The sequence below is a fragment of the Lelliottia sp. F153 genome, assembly GCF_002870005.1.
Classification (GTDB): Bacteria; Pseudomonadota; Gammaproteobacteria; order Enterobacterales; family Enterobacteriaceae; genus Enterobacter; species Enterobacter nimipressuralis.
Map to the genome: position 1 here is coordinate 418813 of NZ_PKFT01000001.1, position 22527 is coordinate 441339.

At 55.8% G+C, this 22527-nt stretch carries 21 protein-coding genes; 11 read left to right on the forward strand and 10 right to left on the reverse strand.

The annotated features are described in order from the left end of the window. The first annotated feature begins 23 nt into the window (after positions 1 to 23). Positions 24 to 1448 (forward strand): aminobutyraldehyde dehydrogenase, encoded by a 1425-nt coding sequence (gene patD, locus F153LOC_RS01990; protein WP_102103802.1) that lies wholly within the window; start codon positions 24 to 26, stop codon positions 1446 to 1448. Between the two features lie 80 nt (positions 1449 to 1528). Here patD and F153LOC_RS01995 read toward each other — a convergent pair whose 3' ends face one another. From F153LOC_RS01995 to F153LOC_RS02005, 3 genes are read right to left on the reverse strand one after another with little or no spacing between them, the layout of a single operon-like run. After that, a complete protein-coding gene (locus F153LOC_RS01995) occupies positions 1529 to 1711 on the reverse strand; it encodes a DUF1869 domain-containing protein (protein ID WP_095282123.1) in 183 nt (60 codons plus the stop codon). 4 nt (positions 1712 to 1715) lie between these two features. After that, positions 1716 to 2069, reverse strand: a complete 354-nt coding sequence (locus F153LOC_RS02000) for a DUF1971 domain-containing protein (protein ID WP_102103801.1) — start codon at positions 2067 to 2069, stop codon at positions 1716 to 1718. 28 nt (positions 2070 to 2097) lie between these two features. Continuing rightward, a complete protein-coding gene (locus F153LOC_RS02005; protein ID WP_100780036.1) occupies positions 2098 to 2424 on the reverse strand; it encodes a DUF1971 domain-containing protein in 327 nt (108 codons plus the stop codon). A gap of 250 nt (positions 2425 to 2674) precedes the next feature. Here F153LOC_RS02005 and F153LOC_RS02010 point away from each other — a divergent pair, with 250 nt between their 5' ends. Beyond that, positions 2675 to 2848: a GhoT/OrtT family toxin gene (locus tag F153LOC_RS02010; RefSeq protein ID WP_095284283.1), complete on the forward strand. Its 174-nt coding sequence runs from the start codon at positions 2675 to 2677 to the stop codon at positions 2846 to 2848. A gap of 85 nt (positions 2849 to 2933) precedes the next feature. After that, positions 2934 to 3692, forward strand: coding sequence for an alpha/beta fold hydrolase (locus tag F153LOC_RS02015; protein ID WP_102103800.1), 759 nt, complete (start codon positions 2934 to 2936; stop codon positions 3690 to 3692). A 31-nt stretch (positions 3693 to 3723) separates the two neighbouring features. Here the strand turns inward: F153LOC_RS02015 and F153LOC_RS02020 are convergent, their stop codons facing one another. Genes F153LOC_RS02020 through F153LOC_RS02030 form a run of 3 tightly spaced genes read right to left on the reverse strand, consistent with a single transcriptional unit; the run spans position 3724 to position 10227 of the window. After that, positions 3724 to 5898 (reverse strand): virulence factor SrfC family protein, encoded by a 2175-nt coding sequence (locus F153LOC_RS02020; RefSeq protein WP_102103799.1) that lies wholly within the window; start codon positions 5896 to 5898, stop codon positions 3724 to 3726. After that, positions 5895 to 8876, reverse strand: coding sequence for a virulence factor SrfB (locus F153LOC_RS02025; protein WP_102103798.1), 2982 nt, complete (start codon positions 8874 to 8876; stop codon positions 5895 to 5897). The genes F153LOC_RS02020 and F153LOC_RS02025 overlap by 4 nt, the downstream gene beginning before the upstream one ends. Before the next feature lie 4 nt (positions 8877 to 8880). After that, the gene (locus F153LOC_RS02030) at positions 8881 to 10227 is read right to left on the reverse strand and encodes an SrfA family protein (RefSeq protein ID WP_102103797.1); all 1347 of its coding nucleotides are present in this window, start codon (positions 10225 to 10227) and stop codon (positions 8881 to 8883) included. A gap of 282 nt (positions 10228 to 10509) precedes the next feature. Here F153LOC_RS02030 and F153LOC_RS02035 point away from each other — a divergent pair, with 282 nt between their 5' ends. Continuing rightward, positions 10510 to 12108, forward strand: a complete 1599-nt coding sequence (locus tag F153LOC_RS02035) for an ABC transporter substrate-binding protein (protein WP_102103796.1) — start codon at positions 10510 to 10512, stop codon at positions 12106 to 12108. Between the two features lie 109 nt (positions 12109 to 12217). Further along, positions 12218 to 12451, forward strand: a complete 234-nt coding sequence (locus tag F153LOC_RS02040) for a YdcY family protein (protein ID WP_102103795.1) — start codon at positions 12218 to 12220, stop codon at positions 12449 to 12451. 3 nt (positions 12452 to 12454) lie between these two features. Here F153LOC_RS02040 and F153LOC_RS02045 read toward each other — a convergent pair whose 3' ends face one another. After that, the gene (locus F153LOC_RS02045) at positions 12455 to 12904 is read right to left on the reverse strand and encodes a DMT family transporter (protein ID WP_102103794.1); all 450 of its coding nucleotides are present in this window, start codon (positions 12902 to 12904) and stop codon (positions 12455 to 12457) included. Beyond that, positions 12901 to 13419 carry a GNAT family N-acetyltransferase gene (locus tag F153LOC_RS02050; RefSeq protein WP_102103793.1) on the reverse strand — a complete coding sequence of 173 codons (519 nt, stop codon included), beginning with the start codon at positions 13417 to 13419 and terminating at the stop codon, positions 12901 to 12903. Before F153LOC_RS02050 ends, F153LOC_RS02045 begins: the two co-directional genes overlap by 4 nt. A gap of 148 nt (positions 13420 to 13567) precedes the next feature. Between F153LOC_RS02050 and F153LOC_RS02055 the strand changes: the two genes are divergently transcribed. The 5 genes from F153LOC_RS02055 (at position 13568) to F153LOC_RS02075 (ending at position 17197) form a co-directional block, all read left to right on the forward strand. Beyond that, positions 13568 to 14143, forward strand: a complete 576-nt coding sequence (locus tag F153LOC_RS02055) for a helix-turn-helix domain-containing protein (protein WP_100780044.1) — start codon at positions 13568 to 13570, stop codon at positions 14141 to 14143. A gap of 65 nt (positions 14144 to 14208) precedes the next feature. Then, a complete protein-coding gene (locus F153LOC_RS02060; protein WP_102103792.1) occupies positions 14209 to 15246 on the forward strand; it encodes an NADP-dependent oxidoreductase in 1038 nt (345 codons plus the stop codon). Between the two features lie 259 nt (positions 15247 to 15505). Beyond that, positions 15506 to 16174, forward strand: coding sequence for a GntR family transcriptional regulator (locus F153LOC_RS02065; RefSeq protein ID WP_100780046.1), 669 nt, complete (start codon positions 15506 to 15508; stop codon positions 16172 to 16174). A gap of 172 nt (positions 16175 to 16346) precedes the next feature. Further along, positions 16347 to 16853: a hypothetical protein gene (locus F153LOC_RS02070; protein ID WP_233210345.1), complete on the forward strand. Its 507-nt coding sequence runs from the start codon at positions 16347 to 16349 to the stop codon at positions 16851 to 16853. Next, complete coding sequence (locus F153LOC_RS02075) at positions 16850 to 17197, forward strand: hypothetical protein (protein WP_129035244.1); 348 nt, start codon at positions 16850 to 16852, stop codon at positions 17195 to 17197. The genes F153LOC_RS02070 and F153LOC_RS02075 overlap by 4 nt, the downstream gene beginning before the upstream one ends. 61 nt (positions 17198 to 17258) lie before the next feature. Here F153LOC_RS02075 and pqqU read toward each other — a convergent pair whose 3' ends face one another. After that, the gene (gene pqqU / locus F153LOC_RS02080; RefSeq protein WP_102103789.1) at positions 17259 to 19373 is read right to left on the reverse strand and encodes a TonB-dependent receptor PqqU; all 2115 of its coding nucleotides are present in this window, start codon (positions 19371 to 19373) and stop codon (positions 17259 to 17261) included. A gap of 269 nt (positions 19374 to 19642) precedes the next feature. On the opposite strand from pqqU, the gene F153LOC_RS02085 reads away from it, so the two are divergent. Further along, complete coding sequence (locus F153LOC_RS02085; RefSeq protein WP_102103788.1) at positions 19643 to 20704, forward strand: YncE family protein; 1062 nt, start codon at positions 19643 to 19645, stop codon at positions 20702 to 20704. 116 nt (positions 20705 to 20820) lie between these two features. Here the strand turns inward: F153LOC_RS02085 and ansP are convergent, their stop codons facing one another. Further along, the gene (gene ansP / locus F153LOC_RS02090) at positions 20821 to 22317 is read right to left on the reverse strand and encodes an L-asparagine permease (protein ID WP_100780049.1); all 1497 of its coding nucleotides are present in this window, start codon (positions 22315 to 22317) and stop codon (positions 20821 to 20823) included. Positions 22318 to 22527: the final 210 nt, after the last annotated feature.

The following is a 22527-nucleotide window of genomic DNA, read 5'->3' on the forward strand; positions in this document are numbered from 1 at the left end:
GTTGATTTCAACAGGACAATGCTATGCAAACTCAACTGCTGATTAATGGTGAACTGGTCACCGGCGAAGGCGAAAACCAGCCGGTTTACAATCCTGCCACGGGCGAGGTACTGCTGGAGATCGCCGAAGCGTCCGCTGCACAGGTCGATGCTGCCGTGCGAGCCGCTGACCGCGCCTTTTCACAATGGGGCCGAACCACGCCGAAAGCGCGTTCCGAATGCCTGCTGAAACTGGCCGATATGATTGAGGAACATGCCGACACATTCGCGCGCCTCGAATCGCAAAACTGTGGCAAGCCGCTGCACTGTGTCATCAACGACGAAATCCCCGCAGTCGTGGATGTGTTCCGTTTCTTTGCCGGTGCCGCTCGTACGCTGAATGGACTGGCGGCGGGAGAGTACCTCGACGGTCATACTTCCATGATTCGCCGCGATCCGGTGGGCGTAGTGGCGTCCATCGCGCCGTGGAACTATCCCCTGATGATGGCGGCGTGGAAGCTGGCTCCGGCGCTGGCCGCCGGAAACTGCGTGGTGATCAAACCTTCAGAAATCACGCCGCTGACCGCGCTCAAGCTGGGGGAACTGGCGAAAGGGATCTTCCCGGCAGGGGTATTAAATGTATTGTTCGGTCGCGGCAAAACCGTTGGCGACCCGCTGACGGGGCATGAAAAAGTACGCATGGTCTCCCTGACCGGTTCGATTGCCACCGGCGAGCACATAATCGGCCACACGGCATCGTCGATTAAACGCACCCACATGGAGCTGGGCGGTAAAGCGCCTGTCATCGTCTTTGACGATGCTGACCTCGACGCGGTTGTCGAGGGCGTGCGGACCTTCGGTTTCTATAACGCGGGCCAGGACTGTACCGCCGCATGTCGGATATACGCGCAAAAAGGCATTTACAACGCTCTTGTCGAAAAGCTCGGTGCGGCAGTGGCCACGCTGAAAACCGGCGCGCCGGATGATGAATCCACCGAACTGGGGCCGCTCAGTTCTGCGGCGCATCTGGCGCGGGTTTGCCAGGCGGTGGATGCAGCCAAAGCGCTTGGGCACGTCAACGTGGTGACCGGGGGCAATAAAGTGGACGGCGCAGGGTATTACTTCCAGCCCACGCTGCTGGCGGGAGCAAAACAGGAAGACGCCATCGTCCAGCGCGAAGTGTTTGGCCCAGTGGTCAGCATGACGGAGTTCAGCGATGAAGAGGAAGTTCTGGCCTGGGCCAATGACTCGCAGTATGGTCTGGCGTCATCGGTCTGGACGAAAGACGTGGGCCGCGCGCATCGACTCAGCGCTCAGCTGCAATACGGCTGCACCTGGGTGAATACCCATTTCATGCTGGTCAGTGAAATGCCGCACGGCGGCATGAAACTATCCGGTTACGGCAAAGATATGTCGGTGTATGGCCTGGAGGATTACACCGTGGTCAGGCACGTCATGATTAAACACTAGCGCTGCTTAACGCCCGGTAGCGCTGCGCTTACCGGGCTAAAATCGTTGCCGGGTCAGGCGTTACCGCCACCCGGCAGTGTCTACCAGCCACAGACATCATGCTCATTTTCCGTGTCATAAGCGCGCACGGTATTGACCAAATCTTTCACAACATCGGCGGCGACATCGGGAATTAACAGCTCCATTGGGGCCTGTGTCTCGTAATCGACCGATACGCCGTTGCTGTTATTCGTGACGGTGACGGTATACGTTGCCTTGCCCATCTTCTTACCCCTTATGTGTATTAACGACTTTTCCCAGGCCCGCGCCTTCAAGATTTGCCTGCGGATCGGCGAAGAAATCAATACTGAAGTAGGTATCGTCGGACAGAAGCTCAATGCGGTGCCATTTTTGCGGTGGCGAAATGCCAAAAGAACCCGCTTCGATAATCAGTTCAAGATCGGGTTCAGTGGCTTGCGCATCCGGGAATCCAAAATATTTCACCGCGCCCTGCATAACAGACAGGCGGCCATACACACCCGCTTTGGTGTTGTGATGGGTGAACAGGGCCTTCGGTGCGGAGTCTTTGTTCCAGAATGGAGTGGCGCGGGTGTGAACAAAATTTTCAGGAATACGTAGCATAATAAGTTCCTTACGGGCGTTTAAATGCTCAAAGAGATTTCAAAACTTCCGGTTCAACAAAGAAATCGACGTTAAAAATCGTATCGTCAGTCATCGTTTCAATGTGATGCCATTTTTCAGGCGGAAACACGCCGAAATGGCCAGCCTTGATGATGAGTTCGCTGTCAGGGACCGGCGTGAACTCGTCGGCATAACCTAAGTAACGTATCGCTCCCTGACTTACCGACAAACGGGGATAAACGCCCGGTCGCGTGCCTTTATCAAGATGGCGCTGGAAAATGCCAGCAGGGGCGGTGTCCTTGTTCCAGAAAGGGGTGGAACGGGTATGAATACAACTCTGCGGAATGCGTAACATAGTTTCTCCCTCTTAAGCCTGCTGTTATTACACCACTTATCGGGCACAATCATTGTGCAAAATGTGCATACAAGATGCAACTTTAAAGGGGTAGGAAAAGGGGTAACTCAGGCGGGGAATTAACGTCTACGAAATACTTCATTATTATTAACCATGTGATTTTAGTGGTTAATCTGTAACATTAAAACTTGATCTGTATCAATATATGACGCATATTGCGCGCGGTTATTTTATAGATCGAGTGCACAGAATGACGCTATATCAAAAGATGTTGGTGTTTTACGCAGTCATGGCAGCGATTTGCGCCCTGATTACCTGGTTCCTGTCGAAAGACCGTAAACGCATTCGGTTTCTGAGCGCGTTTCTGGTGGGGTCGACCTGGCCGATGAGCTTTCCTGTGGCACTGTTAATCTCACTTTTCTGAAGCACGCTTCCAAAATTTAAAGACAAAATAGCATTCCGCTACAGGTGACTGTATAAATACACAGTGCATCAACAAAGGAGTGCTTATGAACAGTTTTTACTCGCAGCAAGCCTGCTGCAATGTGCGCTGGCAGGACCTCCCTGGTTCTGGCGATCCCGTGGTCTTTATTCACGGCCTCGGCTGCGCCTCTTCGTATGAATATCCCCGCGTCGTCTGCGACCCGCAGTTTGGTGCGCGTCGGGCCATTCTTATCGACCTTCCCGGCAGTGGCTATAGCGACAAACCTGAACACTTTCTCTATCGCACCAGCGATCAGGCGAAGGTCGTTGTCGAACTTCTGAACCATCTCAATATTGACGCATTCTGGCTCTATGGCCATAGCATGGGCGGCAGCATCGCTATCGAAACCGCCTGTCTTACCGAAAACCGAATTCGCGGGCTGATTGTCTCTGAACCCAATTTCCATGCGGGAGGAGGCATGTTTAGTCGCGGGATTGCCGCGCAGAGTGAGGCCTCATTTATTGAACGTGGCTATCACACTATGCTTGCCGCCGAAGCGTCTGCGTGGGCGGGGTGTCTGCGCAGTAATGCACCTTATGCCGTCTGGCGCGGTGCCGCGTCTCTGGTTGCGGGCGTTACCCCTGACTGGAGCGCACGCTTCTTGGCGCTGAAATGTCCGGTCACGCTGCTGTTTGGCGAGCTCTCGCTGCCAGACGCCGAGGCCGAAGAGATGCGTCAGCAGGGTGTCCAGATTCTGATGATCCCTGCCGCCGGGCATTCCATGTCGTGGGAAAATCCTTCCGCGCTGGCGCGCGCGCTTTCGGATTGTGTCTCAGAAGAGTGACAGCCCGCGCCTTTGCAGGCTGTCATTAGGGTTAACGCAATATCGATTGTAACGCCTGACGTGCGGCTGGCTGGATATCATGCGGGTGCTGATAGCCAATGTTCTCAATCGCGCGGGTATAAAGCGCGACCAGCCAGTCGTACACGTACACCGTGGCGGCGTGAACCGGCTGCTCACCCAGTTGCGTCAGTCTTGGCGTTGCGCTGCTGACGACAGGCGTCACGAAGATGGCCTGGCCTTTACGCACGCGGCTTGCGGGGCGAGTCGCCGCAGGTGTTTCAGCGTAGCCCAGCCAGCCGATGAAGTTACCGATGGCCGCATGCAGCTGTGCGGCACTGCTTTTATCGGCTTCTACGATGCGCTGTAACTGTTGCGGCAGATTCAGGCGGTAGCTACTGATCACCAGCGTATCGGCAATCTGGGGGAGTGCAGCAACGTCAAGCCCCAGCCTGTTCGCGGCGGCTTCGTTACGGCTCCACTGGCGCAGATGGTTGATCCAGACACGATGCGCCAGACGCGCTTTATCTTTGGTCTGGAAGACCTCATGGCCTTCGCCAGCGTTGTCGGCAAAGAGATCAATCGCGTCGGTGAACAAACCGTTAACCTGCTCTTCGCGGGGCTGCTGCACGGTAAGCAGCGTTTCGAAGGCTTTCAGCGGTGGCAGCAGCCCTTCAAGCAATTCACCATGGCGGGCCGCGCTGGATTGTAGCGTGCGCACCATCGCTTCAGCCTGAGTGCGTAGTGCATCAGGCTCAACGGCCATCGGCGCGAGATAGCTTTGCATCAATGCACGAAGCTCGCGTTGCTGAGTGTTCTTCAACGCTTGCAGGCGAGACTGGCGTTGTGTGGCAAGCGTCGCCTGCGACAGCCACTCCACCACGCGCTGCATGCTGTGCGTGTCGAGAGCCTGTAACGTTCCCCAGCGCTGGCCCGGTTTGCCGAGCAGGTGCTGCACCGCCTCATCCAGATTCTGTTTGGTGAGGAAACGCGCGTCGTGCGGCGTAATGGCCCATACCAGGCCAGGCAGGGCGGACTCTTCCGTCGTCTGGGTATCTTTTACCCAGTTCAGCAAGGTTTTCGCCGTTTTTGCCGTTTGCTCGTGGCGGGCGGTAGCGTTGCAAATCACCAGCACGTCGGGCTGCATCTGCTGGCGATAATGCTCCAGCAGCCATGTGCATTTGGCTTCTGCAAGCGGCGAGAGATCCGTCTCCGATGGTGCGGGAATATCAATGATATCGACGTTATCCAGCACGCCGTTTTCAGCGGGTAGAACCAGTTCGCGTGTCAGGAATGCCAGCACATCGACGGGAATGCTAATGGCATTCAACATCTCGCCATTATTCAGCGGGTGCAGCACGGCTTCCTGTGCGTCCGGCGCGGTGAATTCTGCGCGAGTGAGGAACCCTTCGCTGGGCAGGCCGAAATTATCGACCAGCAAACTCAGCGGTGCCGCCAACTGGCGGGCGTGGCTGGTCTGATGCAGCACGTGGGCCAGTTTCAGCCACTGTTGGGTCAGTTCCTGCTGCTCACCCCACAGCAGCGACCAGACGCTGGCGCGAGTGCTTAAATCGAGGGAGGGGATCAGCTGCGCAAACTGATGCCACAGGCTATCGTCCATCTGCTGTTCAGACGCGGGAACGGTGCTGCGCCAGTAGCGGGCAATGGTCGCCACTTCCTGGGCGGTAATCCCCGGAACGCCTTGCGGCTGGCGCAGGGCACGCCATTTTTCGACGCGCGCTTCAATCACCGATTTTTCTACCGGGCGAATCAGCGTATGCAGCGTGGTACGCGCAATAAACAGTTGGACCAGCTCGGCTTCCGTGACCAGGCTCAGGCGCAGCGGGAAAGCATCGTCGCTGGCATCGCTGGAGCGCGGCGTGAAACGCACGGCCATGTTGGTCAGGGCGTGGCCGGGGTTGATATGGGAAAAATAGTCAAAGGTGCGCTGGCCGGGAGAAACATCCAGCCGACCATTTCCGCTGCCGCACAGTGACGCCAGCAGGTGCGCTTTGGCTGCCTGCGAATGGCCGTAAAGGCCAATGCTGCTGTGTCCGGTCAGGGCGCGGTCAAGCGCCTGTCCGCGTGCCTGCGCGCAGGTGAGGCGGGCCAGCAGGGCGTCAGCATCGTTATCCAGCATCGGGGCATGCAGGCGCGTGTCGTTGATCCACTCGATTAACGCCTGAGAGGTGGCAGTCATCGCTGTCATTTGAGATATACGCTCCCGCTGTCGATCCAGTAGTGGCTTCCGCTATGGCGGCGGTCGGCCAGGGTATTCAGTTTAAACGTTAAGGCGTCAGGCGGCACCGGTGTCCCGTCCTGGAGCCAGGCGTCGCTCAGCTCAAACGACTCCGGGCCTTCGTGTTTCGTACCGCCACGCAGCTGCAAGCGAACGTTCAGCACGCCGTCTCCGGCGATGGCTTTTGCCAGCTCTGCTGAGTTAATACTTAGCGTATAGAGCGGAGTGGCGGGCCAGCGGGCGTTAGCCAACTGACGGAAGCCGAGCGTCACGTTACCGCGTAGCGGGAAGTGCAGTCGCGCATCCAGCTTCGCGCCCGGCTTATCGAGGTCGATGTCCTGATACCAGACGTTCTCTTCGCGCAGCGTGTTGACCGAATTATCCAGCACGCCGAGATAACGCACGGTAGAGTAGGCACCGATGTCGGCAGCTTTGAAATTAAAGCGCGGTAAACGCAGGTCCAGGGCGAGGCTGCACAGCATCGCGCCGACGGCTGCCGTAGATTTTGGATTACCGATACGGCCCTGCTGGCTAAACGGATACCACTCATGTACGCGGTATTTATCCAGCCAGACGATGCGGTTGACCGGCACCGGCTGGAGGTGGCGAATCAGCGCCTGCACTCCAGGCAGACAGCCAGGGCGCCCGGTGATCAGCAAAATATCGCAGGCATAATGGGAAATCGCTTCACACACGGCATGCAGCGGAGCGGCCAGCGTAAACTGGCCCGCCAGCATCGCGTCCTGCATTTCCTGGAAGTTGACATGCAGCGGAACCGCAAACAGATCGAACGGTGCCGAACCGGCTGGCAGCGCGTGGTCGATCGCCTGTTGCAGATAGTTCATCACGTTGCGGGTCGGCTGCTGTTTTAGCAGATCGCCGAAGGTTGCGTGTAAACCCGCCAGCGGATCGTCGATATCGCTGCTCTCCCAGGCGGCGAGGATCCCGTGTCCAATCGGCATAAACAGCTGCAGCGCCGTCTGCTGGCGCAGCACTGCCTGAGTATCAATGCGCCCGGAGTCGCCAAACAGCGAAGCCATCAGCAGAGAGGCGTCGGCGATACCGGATTTTTGCAGCTGCGTTTGCAGGGCGGGCAGGACGTAGCGCTGGATAACGTCCAGCAGCGTGTCGTCGCCCGCGACTTTAAATCCTTCGCGGAACAGCAGCTGCGGGGTGATTTTGACGTTGTTGCCAGAGCCGTCATCCAGCTGATAGTGGGTAATTGCCATATCAGTAGTGCCACCGCCAATATCGATGGAGGCCACGCGCAGCGAGCGTCCAGGCTGTGCGCCTGGCTCCACTTCGCGGTCCGGACGGGCGAGAGAGGCGAAGAACGCCTCTGTCTGGCCGCCGAAATGGGAAATGGCTTCGTTGTACAGCCACACGAGCTGTCCGCAGCTGGCTTCGTCCCACTCCATCTGGATGGCGGGAACCGGAACCACGCTCTTATCCTGCTGCTTGCGGCTGGCAAAATCGTCATCCTGCGGGTGCCAGCCCATCGCTTTCCAGACGATAGCGATGGCTTCAAACATGCGGCGGCGGAAAATCTCGCGCTCCTGTTTAGGCATGGCGGAGGGCAAGGTCAGGATCAGGGTACGCAACTGGCGAGGCGAGGCGGGGAAGCCCAAACGCAGACGCGTGGCGACGCTGTTGATCTGGCCGAGAGCCTGAGCGAGGAGTTCGCACAGCATGTGCGTCATCAGCGTGCTGCGGCTGTACTGCGGCGAGAAGACCGGCAGACGTTCATCCGGCGGCAGGGTGAACAGCGGCTGGCCGTCATCGTTCATCAGGTTCATCAGCGGGAAGGCGGTTGCCAGCGGTTCGCGCTGGGTTTTGGCATTCATGCTGCTAAAGCGCCAGTCCTGAACCGTCGGGGTTTCATCCCACAGATAGCGACGCGGGCTGGAGATCCCGCTGTTGCCCTCAGTGCCCAGACGCTGCATCGCCAGTTTGCGCGCTTCATCGCCCACGCGCACGATAGAAGGCCAGACAAACGCATCCTCGCGGCCACTTTCAACGGAGAAGTGCTGCTTGCCAAAGCGGGCTTCAGAAAATTCAAGGCGGCTGGTAAACAGCGGCTCATTCAGGAACTGCGGTTCGCTTAAGGATCGCACCTGCAGTTCGGCGGTCTGGCGTAAGCCGTCATTGGCATCGCCGTGATCTTCAATGATCACCCCGCAAGTGTGGGTGTTGCCGACATCGAGGATCAAATCGACCGGAATGGCGGGCGTACTCAGGGTGTGAGTAACAAATTTCACTTCCGGAACGGTGATCTGCTCGCCCAGCATAGTCATCAGGTTGAGCCAGTGGACCTGATATTCAAAGCCGCGCATCGCCTGGTGCAGGTCGCGCTCGGAGCGGTTTTCGACGCTGGTGGCGTAGCCGCTGAATGCCTCGCGCAGCCAGCCGTCAATCCAGGTTTGATCGAGAAAACTTAGCACTTCGTCGTCGCGCCAGGCCAGCGCAAAACGGGTGCCGTTCAGAATATCGTTTTCGACCGGTGACAGGCCCGGCGTGGCGTGATCGGCTATCTGGCTGTCGAGCGCGAAGGTCACACGGTGAGTGTTACCCGCGCTGTCCGGCGTCTCAAGCTTACGCACCTGTGCGCGCGCCCAGTTATCCGGGCCGTCGACAAAGGTACGCGGCGGATTAAAGCGTAAAAAAGGCACCGGAAGCCAGACGCCATCCAGCACCGCCAGGGACTGATGCAGGGTAAACGTGCTTTCCGGTTTCACCACTTCAGGCTGACCGCCGCGTGCAGCGGGCAGGGTGTAGCGGCCATTGACCAGATCGTAATTAAGGCGCAGCAAAGGGCCATTGGCGGTTTTACGCACGAAACGGCCCAGACTTGCCGTGTCCTGTGGCGTCAGGCCAAAATCAAGAAACTGTACGCCGCTGTTCGCAATCAGCGTGACGCTTTGTTTGTAGTCGCAAAGATTTACCAGCATAGGATCAGGCACCTGCTTTCTTGAACGTCAGCGGAACGACGGTTTTGGCATCATAACGGGCAGTACACTCCGCCACGTCGTTAGTCCCGGCTTTACAGGCGATTTCCGGCATCGGGTAGCGCGAACCGTCCGTGCAGCGGGCATTGCCACGGCTCTTAATCATCAGTTCGCCGTTGCTGTGAAGGCCCGAGAAAATGTCGCTTCGACAAATAACGTTATCGCCCTGAACCACGCGAGCGGTTCCCTTGTTGTTCTGAATTTGATAACGCAGTGACGGTGCTTTCCCGGTGATCGGATCTTTCACGTCCAGCATGGCGCGCCAGGTGCCGTTGAGGAATTTCGTTGAGCCGGTTTTTACCTGAACGGCGTCCATCACCATGGCATCTTTTGGGATCGCGGAAATTATCACCGGTTCTGCGACCGGGGCAGGTGCAGGTTCTGCGGCTTTAACCGGCAGAATTTCGGCCTGATGCAGCGGCAGGTTCATCGCCATCTCGACCGCCGGTTTTACCGGTTTCGGGGCAATAGCAATCGGTGTCGGAGCAGGCGTTGCGACAGGCTCGGCCGAAGGCGCCTGTTTCGGCCACAGCAGCGGAGTTGCGATGGCCGCGACAATCACGGCCGCCACAGGCAGAGACCAGAGCGGAACGCGGCGTTTTTTGCCTACAACCACAGGCGCAGGTACTGCGGGCGCAGACACTTCAGGCATCACCACGGGCGCAGGCTCAGCGGAGTAGAGGTCGTCTTCCGTCACACGAACGACTGGCGGTGGTGCGATGAGTGGCGCGTCGGCTTGCTCAAACACAATCGCCGGAGCGGGTTCTTCAGGCTCAGGCTCTTCAACTGGCGCAGGCATCGGCTCAGGCTTGAGGGATTCACGCAGGCAATCCAGAACATCCTCGCGCGCGTTTTCATTGAGGTTCACAAAACCCCAGAACGCGATAACCGGCTTGCCGTCGACGAGGAACAGGAAATTTTCGCCGGGGAACTGGAATGCTTTTGAAAGCAGGGAACCAAACAGCTGTTGTGCGGTTTTAGGCGACTGGAGGCTTTTTTTGCTCAGCGATTCGACGCTTGAGATGGTGTTCTCCAGATAGCGCAGGGCGCGAAAACGTGCGTCTTCATCGGCGGCATTCCAGCCCAGAACGTCACCGTCCACCGGTGAATACCAGTCGACACGGTCGCCGCCGTCGTTCACCTGCGGGATCGCCAGACAATCGACGATCGTCTGCTGTTTGCGCAGACGCAGCGCTTCACGGATTTGTAGTGCTGATTCAAATACGGCCTGTCCGCCGCCGCCAACGGCCTGAAAATCATCGAGATTGCCGCTGCGTAAAAGTGTTTTTGCCACGATTTGGTCCTGTAGACTTCTTCACCCCATTACTTTAACGAAATCGTTTTGCAAGCAAACGGACGAGGAGACGCTAAAAGCGGCGATTTCTTAGCGGATAGAAAGGTGCATTAGTGATTGACGAAACAGCACACTTAAGGCAAATCACCGGGCGATGGCTGGCTGTTAAACCAGCGAAATTAATGGCTTTAGAATATCCTGATAGTGTTTCGTTATTTGCCACCCGCTCAGGGCTGTGCTGTTATTGACGTTCTATATATAAAAATCAAAAGGCTTATAACCATGACCACAGGGAAAAAGCTGCTCGCGCTTGCGCTGAGTACACTCTTACCGGCAAGCGCTGCCTGGGCGGCAAACACAGATACGATCATTTACTGCTCTGAGGCGTCACCGGAGTCGTTTAACCCGCAAATCGCCAGCTCCGGCCCGTCATTCGTTGCCAGCTCTCAGGTGCTTTATAACCGTCTGATTAATTTTGATCCGGTCAAAAACACCCCCGTTCCTTCGCTGGCGGAATCCTGGACTATCTCTCCGGACGGCAAAACCTATACGTTTACGCTGCGTAAAGGTGTGAAATTTAACAGCAACAAATATTTCAAACCGACCCGTGATTTTAACGCCGATGACGTTATTTTCTCGGTGCTGCGTCAGAAAGACCCTAAGCATCCGTATCACAACGTCTCCCAGGGTAATTACGAATATTTCAATGACGTCGGACTGGATAAGCTGATCCAGGAAGTCAAAAAAGTCGATGATTACCATGTGCAGTTTGTGTTGAGTGAGCCGAACGCGGCGTTCCTCGCCGACTGGGGAATGGATTTCGCCTCGATCCTGTCAGCCGAATACGCAGACGCTATGCTCAAAAAAGGGACGCCGGAAAACGTCGACACCTGGCCAATTGGTACCGGCCCGTACGTGCTACAGCAGTATAAAGTTGATTCTCTGATCCGCTACGTTGCTAACCCGAATTACTGGGACGGCGAGGTGCCGACAAAGCATCTGATTTTCTCGATTACGCCGAACGTCGAAACGCGCCTCGCGAAACTGCAAACCAACGAATGTCAGATTATCCCTGCGCCATCCCCGGTTCAGTTTGACGTGATCAAGAAGAACAAGGATCTGACGCTGCATTCCGTTGATGCGCTGAACGTCGGCTATCTGGCGTTTAACACCGAGAAAAAACCGTTTGATAACGTGCTGGTGCGTCAGGCGCTGAACTACGCGACGGATAAAACGGCCATTGTTAACGCCGTGTTTATGGGTTCCGGTACGGTCGCTAAATCACCGATTCCGCCGAACATGCTCGGTTTTAACAAAGATTTGAAAGACTACAGTTACGATCCGGAAAAAGCGAAAGCGCTGCTGAAGCAGGCGGGGCTGGAGAAGGGCGCAGAAGTGACCCTGTGGTCGATGCCGGTTCAGCGCCCGTACAACCCGAACTCCAAACGCATCGCGGAGATGATTCAGAGCGACTGGGCGAAGGTGGGCGTGAAGGCGAAAATTGTCTCTTACGAGTGGGGCGAGTACCTGTCCGGAATGCGCAAAGGCGAGCACGACAGCGCCCTGTTTGGCTGGATGTCTGATAACGGCGACCCGGACAACTTCGCCGATGTGCTGCTCGGCTGCAACAGCATCAAGACCGGCTCGAATGCCGCACGCTGGTGTGACAAAGGGTATAATGACCTGGTACAAAAAGCGAAGCTGACCAGCGAACCGGCGAAGCGTGCGGCGCTGTACAGCCAGGCGCAGGAGATTTTCTACCAACAGGCGCCGTGGATTGCGCTGGCAAACGGCAAAACGTTCTACGCCACGCGCAGCAATGTGACCGGGTATAGCGTTAGCCTGATGGGCAGTGATTTCTCCAAAGCGAAGCTGAACTAGCCAGATGCCCGGTGGCGTTGCGCTGATCGGGCCTGCGGAACAATGTATGTGTTAGCCGGGTAAGGCAATGCCGCCGCCCGGCGATATGACTCGATGACAAGGAGTGACAATGTCACATTTAGACGACGTGATTGCGCGCGTGGATGCCGCGGTGGAAGAGAGTGTCATCACTCACATGAATGAACTGCTCATCGAACTGAGCGAAGACAGCGAACTGAGCCGCGAAGATCGCTACGCTCAGCAGCAACGTCTGCGTAACACCATTGCGCACCACGGCAAGCAGCATAAAGAAGAGGCCGACGCCCGCCACGATCAGCTGACTAAAGGCGGCTCGATTCTGTAAACGTCAGAACTGGCGCCGCGCAACCAGCCAGGCGCCAATTACCAGCAGCACCGCACCGCAGACCGGGCCAATCAGCGCCCGCAGCGGGATCCCCTGGCTTTTCAGCACGTCCATCACCAGCCCGCCAATCAGCTGACTGGCGACCAGCACCGCAATCGTCGTGGCTGCACCGACATACTGATAGCCGCTGATGCTGGCAAAGACAAAAAATGACCCCAGCAACCCAGGAATCAGCGTCCACCAGCGTATTGTGGACGCCAGCTCGCTGAAGCCCGCCACGCCGTTTTTAATCAGTAATATGCTGACAAACAAGACAATACCGACCAGTGAGTTCAGCAGCATGGCGATCAAAATCGTCGATGACGACTGGGTGATGCGCACCATCAGCGTGTTTTGCACCACCAGACCGATGCCGGCAGCCACCAGAAAGACCAGCGTCAGGGATTGATTCATCCGATCGCGTCCGGTTCGTGGCGATCGTCGAGCTGGAGCTGCATAAAGGTCAGATCCAGCCAGCGGCCAAATTTTGTCCCCACCTGCGGCATCTGCCCGGTGATGATAAAACCGAGGGTCTCATGCAAATGAATAGAGGCCTGATTCTGCGCTTCGATGCCCGCCACCATCACGTGTTTGCCGATAGCGCGCGCTTCAACGATCAGCGTTTTCATCAGTTCGCGGCCAATGCCTTTACCCTGATGGTGGGGATGAACATAGACCGAATGCTCCACCGTATGGCGGAAACCGTCAAAGGCGCGCCAGTCGCCGAAGGAAGCATAGCCTGTGACCACGCCGTTTTCTTCGCTGACCAGCACCGGATAGCCCATCAGCGTGCGCGCTTCAAACCAGGCAATACGGTTCTCCGTATCAACAGTGGTGTCGTTCCAGATTGCTGCAGTATGCAGCACCGCGTGGTTGTAAATCTCGCCGATGGCGGCGCAATCTTCTTTGCTGGCGTGACGGATAATCATCGGAACCTCGGGATCGTTTGTTCACTATAGTGGTACGTATTACTCACAATATTACACAAATGCTGCGCCAGACCGCTACGGCATAAGACATATTTTTTTGTTATGACAACGGCATTGAAATCGGGTCCATACACTATAGTATGACGTCATGAACACTATGCCAGACGATATGAATCAACGGATTAGCGCGCGAATTCGGGTAGAACGCGAATCGCGCGGTTGGTCTCTTAGCGAGCTTGCTGAGCGGGCAGGCGTGTCACGCGCCATGATCCACAAAATTGAACGCAGCGAAAGCAGCCCGACCGCAACGCTTCTGGCGCGGCTGTCGGGGGCGTTCGGTATCAGCATGTCGACGCTCATCGCCCGCGCTGAGATGCAGGAAGGCAAGCTGCTGCGCTTTGCCAATCAGCCGGTGTGGCGCGATCCGCAAACGCATTATCTGCGCCGCCACGTTTCACCGCGTACCGATTTGCCAATCGATCTGGTTCAGGTCGAACTCCCCGGCGGCAGCGATGTGCCGATGCCCGCGTCATCCTACGCGCTGGCGCGACAGCTTATCTGGTTACAGTCCGGTGAACTGGTGTTTCAGGAGGGCGATACCCGCCATGAAATGCAGGCCGGAGATTGTCTGGAGCTGGGGCCACCTAACGACTGCCGCTTTATCAATGAGACGCAAAACCCCTGCGTGTATCTGGTGGTGCGCCTGAATCAGTCTGGCTCGTAATGATAAGGCAGTTGTCGGCAACAGGCGCTAGTCTCTAAGGACATTTGCGTAATAAGGAGCGATCCATGAGTCAATCTGCACACACAAACCGCCGCCTGGTGCTGGCGTCTCGCCCACAGGGTGCGCCGGTCGCGGACAATTTTCGTTTAGAAGAGCAACCGATCCCAACGCCTGCGGACGGGCAAGTTTTGCTGCGTACCGTCTGGCTGTCACTTGACCCGTACATGCGTGGCCGCATGAGCGATGCGCCGTCCTATTCGCCGCCGGTTGAAATTGGCGCGGTGATGGTGGGCGGCACGGTCAGCCGCGTTGAGCAGTCGAACCACCCGAAATTTAAAGCGGGCGAGTGGGTGCTGGGCTACAGCGGCTGGCAGGAGTATGAACTCTCTGACGGCACGGGCCTGGTCAAACTCGGCGATGAGGTGAAACAGCCGTCCTGGGCACTCGGCGTGCTGGGAATGCCCGGTTTCACGGCCTACATGGGGCTGCTGGATATCGGCCAGCCGAAAGAGGGTGAGACGTTAGTGGTTGCAGCGGCAACCGGCCCGGTTGGGGCGACCGTCGGTCAGATCGGCAAAATCAAAGGCTGCTATGTGGTCGGCATTGCAGGTGGCGCGGAGAAATGCCGCCACGCGGTTGAGGTCCTCGGGTTTGACAAGTGCCTGGATCATCGCGCGGACGATTTTGCCGAACAGCTGGCTCAAGCCTGTCCGAAAGGCATCGATGTGTACTACGAAAATGTCGGCGGTAAAGTGTTCGACGCAGTACTGCCGCTGCTGAATACCTCGGCGCGCGTGCCGGTGTGTGGGCTGGTGAGCGGGTACAACGCCACCGGGCTGCCGGACGGGCCAGATCGCCTGCCTCTGCTGATGGCGACGCTGCTCAAGAAACGCATTCGCATGCAGGGCTTTATTATTGGCCAGGATTACGGCCATCGCATTCAGGAGTTTCAGGATGAGATGGGGCGCTGGATCAAAGAGGGCAAAATTCAGTATCGCGAGCAGGTGATCGACGGGCTGGAGAATGCACCTCAGGCGCTGATTGGCCTGCTGGAAGGCAAAAACTTTGGCAAAGTGGTGATACGCGTCGCGAAGGATAACTAATGGTACTCATTATGGCGGGAATCCCCGCCATAATATATTCTTAAAGTTTGACTATAATGTCTTTAATAATACCAGCATAGCTATCGGCCATACCGGATTCGGTGAGCCGAGGGCAAAAAAAATGCATAAATTTTGGTTCTTGAATTTTTTAGCGTCATTCCAATACCAGTGTGAAGATACAGGATATATCGACAGGCACTCGTTCAGGTCAAAACGGGTGGATGAATAGCGCTTATTTTTTAAGCTGAAGGAAATGCACATGCTTGAATTGGAACATTTAGAAAAAGCACAACGCCTGAGCCTTACGATGCAAGTTGAGGTGAGCCTGAAAGGGGCGTTGATTGCCGGAGCGCTCAAACCTGGCGCCAGGCTTATTACCAAAGAGATTGCGGATAAATTAGGCACCAGTATTACTCCTGTTCGCGAAGCACTTTTACGGCTGGTTTCCGCCGGAGCCCTGCATGCCACACCGGCACAGGCTTTTCTGGTGCCGGAGATCACCCTCGATCGCTATACAGAAATAAACGCCATTCGTAAGCAATTAGAGTCGATGGCGGTTGCAGCAGCCTGTGAAAAAATGACAGACAGCAAGCTGCAGGAATTACGCGATCTGGCAGAGAAATTCCACGCTGCAATGCGTAACGGCGAGGCGCAGCGCGCCCTGCATGCCAATCGTGCGTTTCGCTTCAGGCTGTATGAATGCGCCCAGATGCCAACATTAACGGCGATGATTGAGCAACTTTGGGTGCGTATTGGCCCCTGCTTCAATTATCTCTACGAAGATGTACACGACATTTCAAAATACTCGTATCGCTACGATGAACTGCTGGATGCGCTTGAGCGCGGCGATGCAGTGGCCTGTGATAAAGCGATTGATAAACTCATTGACGGGTCGACGGCGCTTTTATTGCAGCAGTATTTTAGTTAAGGAATAGTTTAATTCCTTTTTACTTCTTCACTAAAACTATTGCCCTACTTAACTATTACCCGGAGGAATTTCTCTTCCGGGAATATTATTTCATGTTTATTGATGTAAAAACTCACCATCAAGTTTTGAAGAGGCATGCCGATATTGACTCTACCTTTTTAGACAAGGATAGATGATGAAATATCTGAGCTGGATTTTGATTCCTGTTGCCCTGAGCGTATCAGGCTGCAGCACGTTATTCCCAGAGCCAAAACTGTACACCCCTCCAGCAAACAGTGCTGATGTCGCAAAAATCCGTCTTATCGGGCCTCCTATGAGCTACGGGATTTATCAATACGACCCTTCCGGTAAAGAAACGGGTGGATGGGTTTTAAAGCATAATCGTTACCTGAATCCTTTCCTGGGTTCAACAAAGGATATTGGCTTACCCAAAATAACCGGAAAGAGTTACAAAGATGATTATTTTGAAACGCTGCTAATACCTAATCAAAAAACCATCATTGAGCATTCATTGTATCAGGGCTGCCACGTCACCATTTCATTCGTACCTGAAAAGCAAAAAATCTATGAAGGGCACATCAGCTACGCAGACAAGACGGGCTACTGCGTGCTGTATATGAAGGAAGTCGCATTAGATACCACCAATGGCATCTATGTGGAAAAGGATGTTAAGCAATGAGAGCGGCGAAGGCGTTAGGAATTGTTTTACTTGTCTTAATGAGCGCGTCATGTGCGTCAAATTACGATAAAACGGGCGCAACCAGCTTAGCGCAGTATTCTGAAAAAGAGATCAAACAGAAAATCACTCCTGAGGTGACCACCCGCAAAGATGTTCTGATTGCCTTCGGCGTTCCCGCCAATACACCGGATTACAACAAAGTGAACCACTGGGTATATACCTCAAAAATCGTCGATCGCCGCATCTACCTTATCATTCCGGTGATCCTCGACAGGAAACAATATCTGTCGGTTGATTTCTCTGATCAAGGGATTGTGACCGCGTACCGTTACGTTGAGGAATAAGTGGCCTCTGAAACCCCGCCTTCGTCAGGCGGGGTTTTTGTTGTGTAGCTTCTATTAACCGTTATTCGAAACGATATGACACGGACATCCCCACCCCGTAATTACGCCCCGGAGCCGGTTCGTAGTAGCGGCCGTTGGATTCGTTAACGATGACCGATCCGACATACTCTTTGTCGAACAGGTTATCGACGCGCCCGAAGACGTCCATTCCCCAGTTGCCGTAGTTAAATTTGTAGCCCGTATTCAGGCCGACCACGGTGTAGGAAGGGGCTTTGGCGGTGTTTTCATCGTCCGCCATGATATCGCTCATATAGCGCACATCGGAGCCTGCGTACCAGCCTTCTTCCGGCTGCCAGCCGAACGACGCGTAGCCCATATTGCGGGCGATGCCCGGCATACGGTTACCGTTACAGTCGGCGTCGGAGCAGACGTTGGTGCGGTACGTTGCATCCAGATACGTCCACGCCATTTTCAACTTCCAGTTCTCGGCAAACTGCTGATCGAGGGAAAGCTCCACGCCCTGACGACGCGTTTTGCCGGCGTTTTTATAGCTGGTACGGCCGCCGGAACTGGCGTCTACCACAATCTCATCATCCGTATCGGTGCGGAAAAGCGCCGCCGTCAACAGACCATTGCCGACGCGGGTTTTGCTGCCCACTTCGTAAGTATTGTTGGTGGAGGGTTTCAGGCCGAAGTTCAGCCCGCTTTGATTTCCGGAACGGTAGGAGAGTTCGTTGATGGTCGGCGTTTCAAACCCACGGCCCGCCGCAGCGTAGACGTTCCATCCATCGGTGATGGCGTATTTTAAAGAACTGGCAGGCAGCCATTTGTGATAGCTCGCGTCGCCGCTGTCATCCCCGTTGGCACCTTGCACGTAGTGATCGTTGGAGTCAAACCACACGGAGCTGTAACGCACGCCCGCATCCAGGGAGAGTTTTTGCGTCAACTGCCAGCTGGTCTGCAGATACGGGTCGACGTTCCACATCAGGTTACGTTCGTTACGGCGTTTATCGCCTTTCACACCGTACTCCGGCACGCCGTTGTTCATGACGAAGTTCTCGTAACCGCGACGATCTTCGCTCATGTTTTCGTAGTTCAGCCCAGTGGTGAAGGTCACGGGCACCAGCAGTTCGCCGCGATGCGTCCAGCGGGTGTCCACGCCCTGATAGTGGCGCTGCATATCGATTACGCCACCGGAGTGGGTCTCTTTCAGCTGCGGCTGATAGGGAATCGATTGATACTGCGTCATTTCACGCTCACCGGCGTACATCATCACGCTGAGATCGTCCTGTTCCGTCAGTTGGCGCTCGTAGCGCAGGCCAGCCTGGGTCTGCTTGATGGTTTTGCGGGTGTTGTACTGATCGGCACGCGGAGACTGACGCGGATTGTCGCGCCACTCCTGATAATCCAGTCCGCCCGGATCGTTAGCTTTCATGTCGACGCTGTTGAAAATCAGCGTCAGTTTGCTGGCGTCATCAATGCGCACACCCAGTTTGGCGTTCGCCAGATTTTTACGCGCGCCGCTGTGGTCGCGATAGCCCTTCGTCGTGAAACGGGTCGTCGACACCGTGTAATCCACATCGCCCGCATGGGTGCCGTCACCCATTGCGCCGGTGGCTTTCAGGCCGTAGCGCCAGGTGCCATAGCTGCCGTAATAGCTGCTCGCTTCAATGGTCGGCGGCTGCTGGCCGGTCTGGCTGGCGATATTGATCACGCCGCCGGAGGCATTGCCGTACAGGGCAGAGAACGGACCGCGCAGCACTTCGACGCTGTCGATGCTGGAGAGATCGATATTTGAAGTCTGCCCCTGGCCGTCCGGCATGGTCGCCGGGATGCCGTCGACGTACATGCGAATACCGCGCACGCCGAAGGTGGAGCGGGCACCGAAGCCGCGCATGGAGAGCTGCAGGTCCTGAGCGTAGTTCTGCCGGTTCTGAATTTGTAAACCGGGCACGCTGCCGAGCGATTCAGAAAGGTTGATGCGCGGCGCGGCCTGACGCATGTCATCCCCGTTCACGACGCTAACCGCGGCAGGGGTATCGAGTTCAGAAACGGTCTGCGGCGTGGCGCTGACGATCATCGTTTGTTCTTGTGCAGCCAGTGCCGCTGCGGGGGCAAAGATCGTCGGCATCCACAACAGGGTGAGCGTGGCCTGACGGGCAGAAATGATTTTCATGAATAAAGAGCCGGTTGATGAAGAAAACGAACCAAATGGAACACATGTGCGTATGGTAAATCTTTTGTAAAGGTTTTGAAAACTTTAACAGCACGTTGCGTTAACAGAAGTGTAGATAAAAACGAAGCGGGGCGCGAAAGGGGAAACTAAGGCTCCACATTCAGGTGAATAATGATTACTATTCTCAACAATAAAACAGGATGAAGCGATGACTTCGTCTCAGGGAAGCAATGTCGGCATTACACATTTTTTTATCAAAGGGAGTCGTCATGTCATTACGTCATCTGTGCTCACCGCGTCTGCGTGGTTCTCTGCTGTTGGGTTCACTGCTGGTAGCGGGGTCGTTTAATGTTCATGCTGCAGAAGAGATGCTGCGAAAAGCGGTGGGTAAAGGCGCTTACGAAATGGCGGTCAGCCAGCAGGAAAATGCCCTGTGGGTTGCGACCACGCAAAGCCGCAAAACGGATAAAGGTGGCGTGGTTTACCGTCTTGATCCCGTCACACTTGAAGTGACGCAGGCCATTCATAACGATTTAAAACCGTTCGGCGCCACCATCAACAATGCCACTCAGACCCTGTGGTTTGGTAACACCACCAACAGCGCGGTAACGGCTATCGACGCCAAAACCGGCGAAGTGAAAGGGCGCCTGGTGCTTGACGATCGCAAGCGCAGTGAAACCGTGAAGCCGCTGCAGCCGCGCGAGCTGGTGGCCGATGACACCACCAATACCGTCTATATCACCGGTATCGGCAAAGAGAGTGTGATTTGGGTAGTGGATGGCGAAACCCTGAAACTGAAAGAGACCATTGCTAACACCGGCGCATTCAGCACGGGTCTGGCGCTGGATGCGCAGGCAAAACGTCTCTACAGCACCAACGCCGACGGCGAGCTGATCACCATTGATACGGCCACCAACAAAGTGCTGAGCCGCAAAAAAGTGCAGGACGACGGGAAAGAGCATTTCTACCTGAACCTGAGCCTGGATACCAAAGGGCAACGCGCGTTCCTGACCGACTCCAAACAACCGGAAGTGCTGGTGGTGAACCTGAAGGACGCAAGCGTGATCGAGAAAATCGCAGCCCCTGAATCGCTGGCGGTGCTGTTTAACCCGACGCGCAACGAAGCTTACGTGACGCACCGCGAAGCGGGTAAAGTCAGCGTGATCGACGCGAAAACCTACAAAGTCACGAAAACCATCGATACGCCAACCTTCCCGAACAGCCTGGCGCTCTCCGCTGACGGCAAAACGCTGTATGTGACGGTGAAACAGAAATCCACCCGTCAGCAGGAAGCCACCCAGCCTGACGACGTGATCCGTATCGCGCTGTAAAGCGTGTGTGCTAGCCCTGCGTAAATCTGGCGCTGTGGGTAAAAAAAAGGAAGGCCCAGGCCTTCCTTTTTTATTGTTGCCGGTGAGCGGTGTCGCCTGGCCCGGCCTGTAAAACCTTAACGCGACGTCTCTTCAATCAACGGCGCATCGTGCTGCACATCATCCGCCAGTACCGGCGCGGTGCTGTGGATTTCGTTTACACGCTTACGCACGCCAAACCAGCCAGCAACCAGCAGCACCGCCAGCAGCGGAATGGTGGCGATGGTGTAGGTGCCGTTTGGATAGTCAAACGCCATCAGCACCAGCACGCTCAACAGGAACAGCAGGGTCAACCACGAGGTCACCGGTGCGCCCGGCATCTTGAAGCTCACATCCGCCGCTTTACCTTCCTTGATCGCTTTGCGCAGGCGCATCTGGCACACCACGATAAACGCCCAGGAGGCGATAATGCCGATTGCCGCGACGTTCAGTACGATCTCAAACACCTGAGACGGCACCAGATAGTTCAGGAACACGCCAAAGACATACACCACCAGCGTTGCCAGAATCCCCGCGTACGGCACCTGCTGTTTGCTCATTTTCGACATGAACTTAGGCGCAGAACCGCCCATCGACATGGAGCGCAGGATACGGCCCGTGGAGTACAAACCGGAGTTCAGGCTCGAAAGCGCGGCGGTCAGTACCACGATATTCATGATGCTGCCCACGTAAGGCACGCCGAGCTTCGAGAAGAAGGTCACGAACGGGCTTTGACCCGCCTGATAAGCATTCCACGGCAGTAACAGCACCAGCAGTACCACCGAGCCCACATAGAACAGACCGATACGCCAGATGACGCTGTTGATCGCTTTTGGCACCATGGTCTGCGGATCTTTACATTCACCCGCGGCGGTCCCGACCAGTTCGATAGAGGCGAAGGCAAACACGACGCCCTGGACCAGCACCAGCGCAGGCAGCAGGCCGTGCGGGAAGAAGCCGCCGTTATCGGTTATAAGATGGAAGCCGGTTGCGCCGCCGTCGAGCGGTTTACCGCTGCCGAGGAACACCGTACCGACCACCAGGAAGATCACAATCGCCAGGACTTTCACCAGCGCGAACCAGAACTCCATCTCGGCGAACCACTTCACGCCAATCATGTTCATGGTGCCGACAATCGCCAGCGCGCCAAGGGCAAACACCCACTGCGGCACATCGCCAAACGCGCCCCAGTAGTGCATATACAGCGCGACCGCGGTGATATCCACGATCCCGGTCATCGCCCAGTTGACGAAGTACATCCAGCCCGCCACATAGGCTGCTTTTTCGCCGAGAAACTCACGGGCATAGGAGACAAAGCTGCCGCTGGAAGGGCGGTGCAATACCAGCTCGCCGAGCGCACGCAGAATAAAGAAGGAGAAGATACCGCACACCAGATAGACCAGTGCGAGAGCCGGGCCAGCCATTTGCAGACGCGCGCCTGCACCGAGAAACAGCCCCGTACCGATAGCGCCACCGATGGCGATCATCTGTACCTGACGGTTGCCCATCGCCTTGTGATAGCCCTCTTCGTGAGAGTTCAACCAGCGACGTTTCGCAGCGTGATGATCGGCTGCGTTTTTATTGCTTGTTTTCATTGAGATACCTGTTTACCTGTCTGAATCATCTTAGGGATGCCCGTACATGGCTGTCAGCAGACCAAACGATTGCTTCTGTGCAGCCAGATGTCGCCTTTCCAGTCATTCTGCGTATGGATAAGGCAAAACATGGCGAAGCATCCTACCCGCAATCCATAAGCGACGCAAAATATAACCGGTCTGAAAGTGATACGGATCGAATGAAATGGT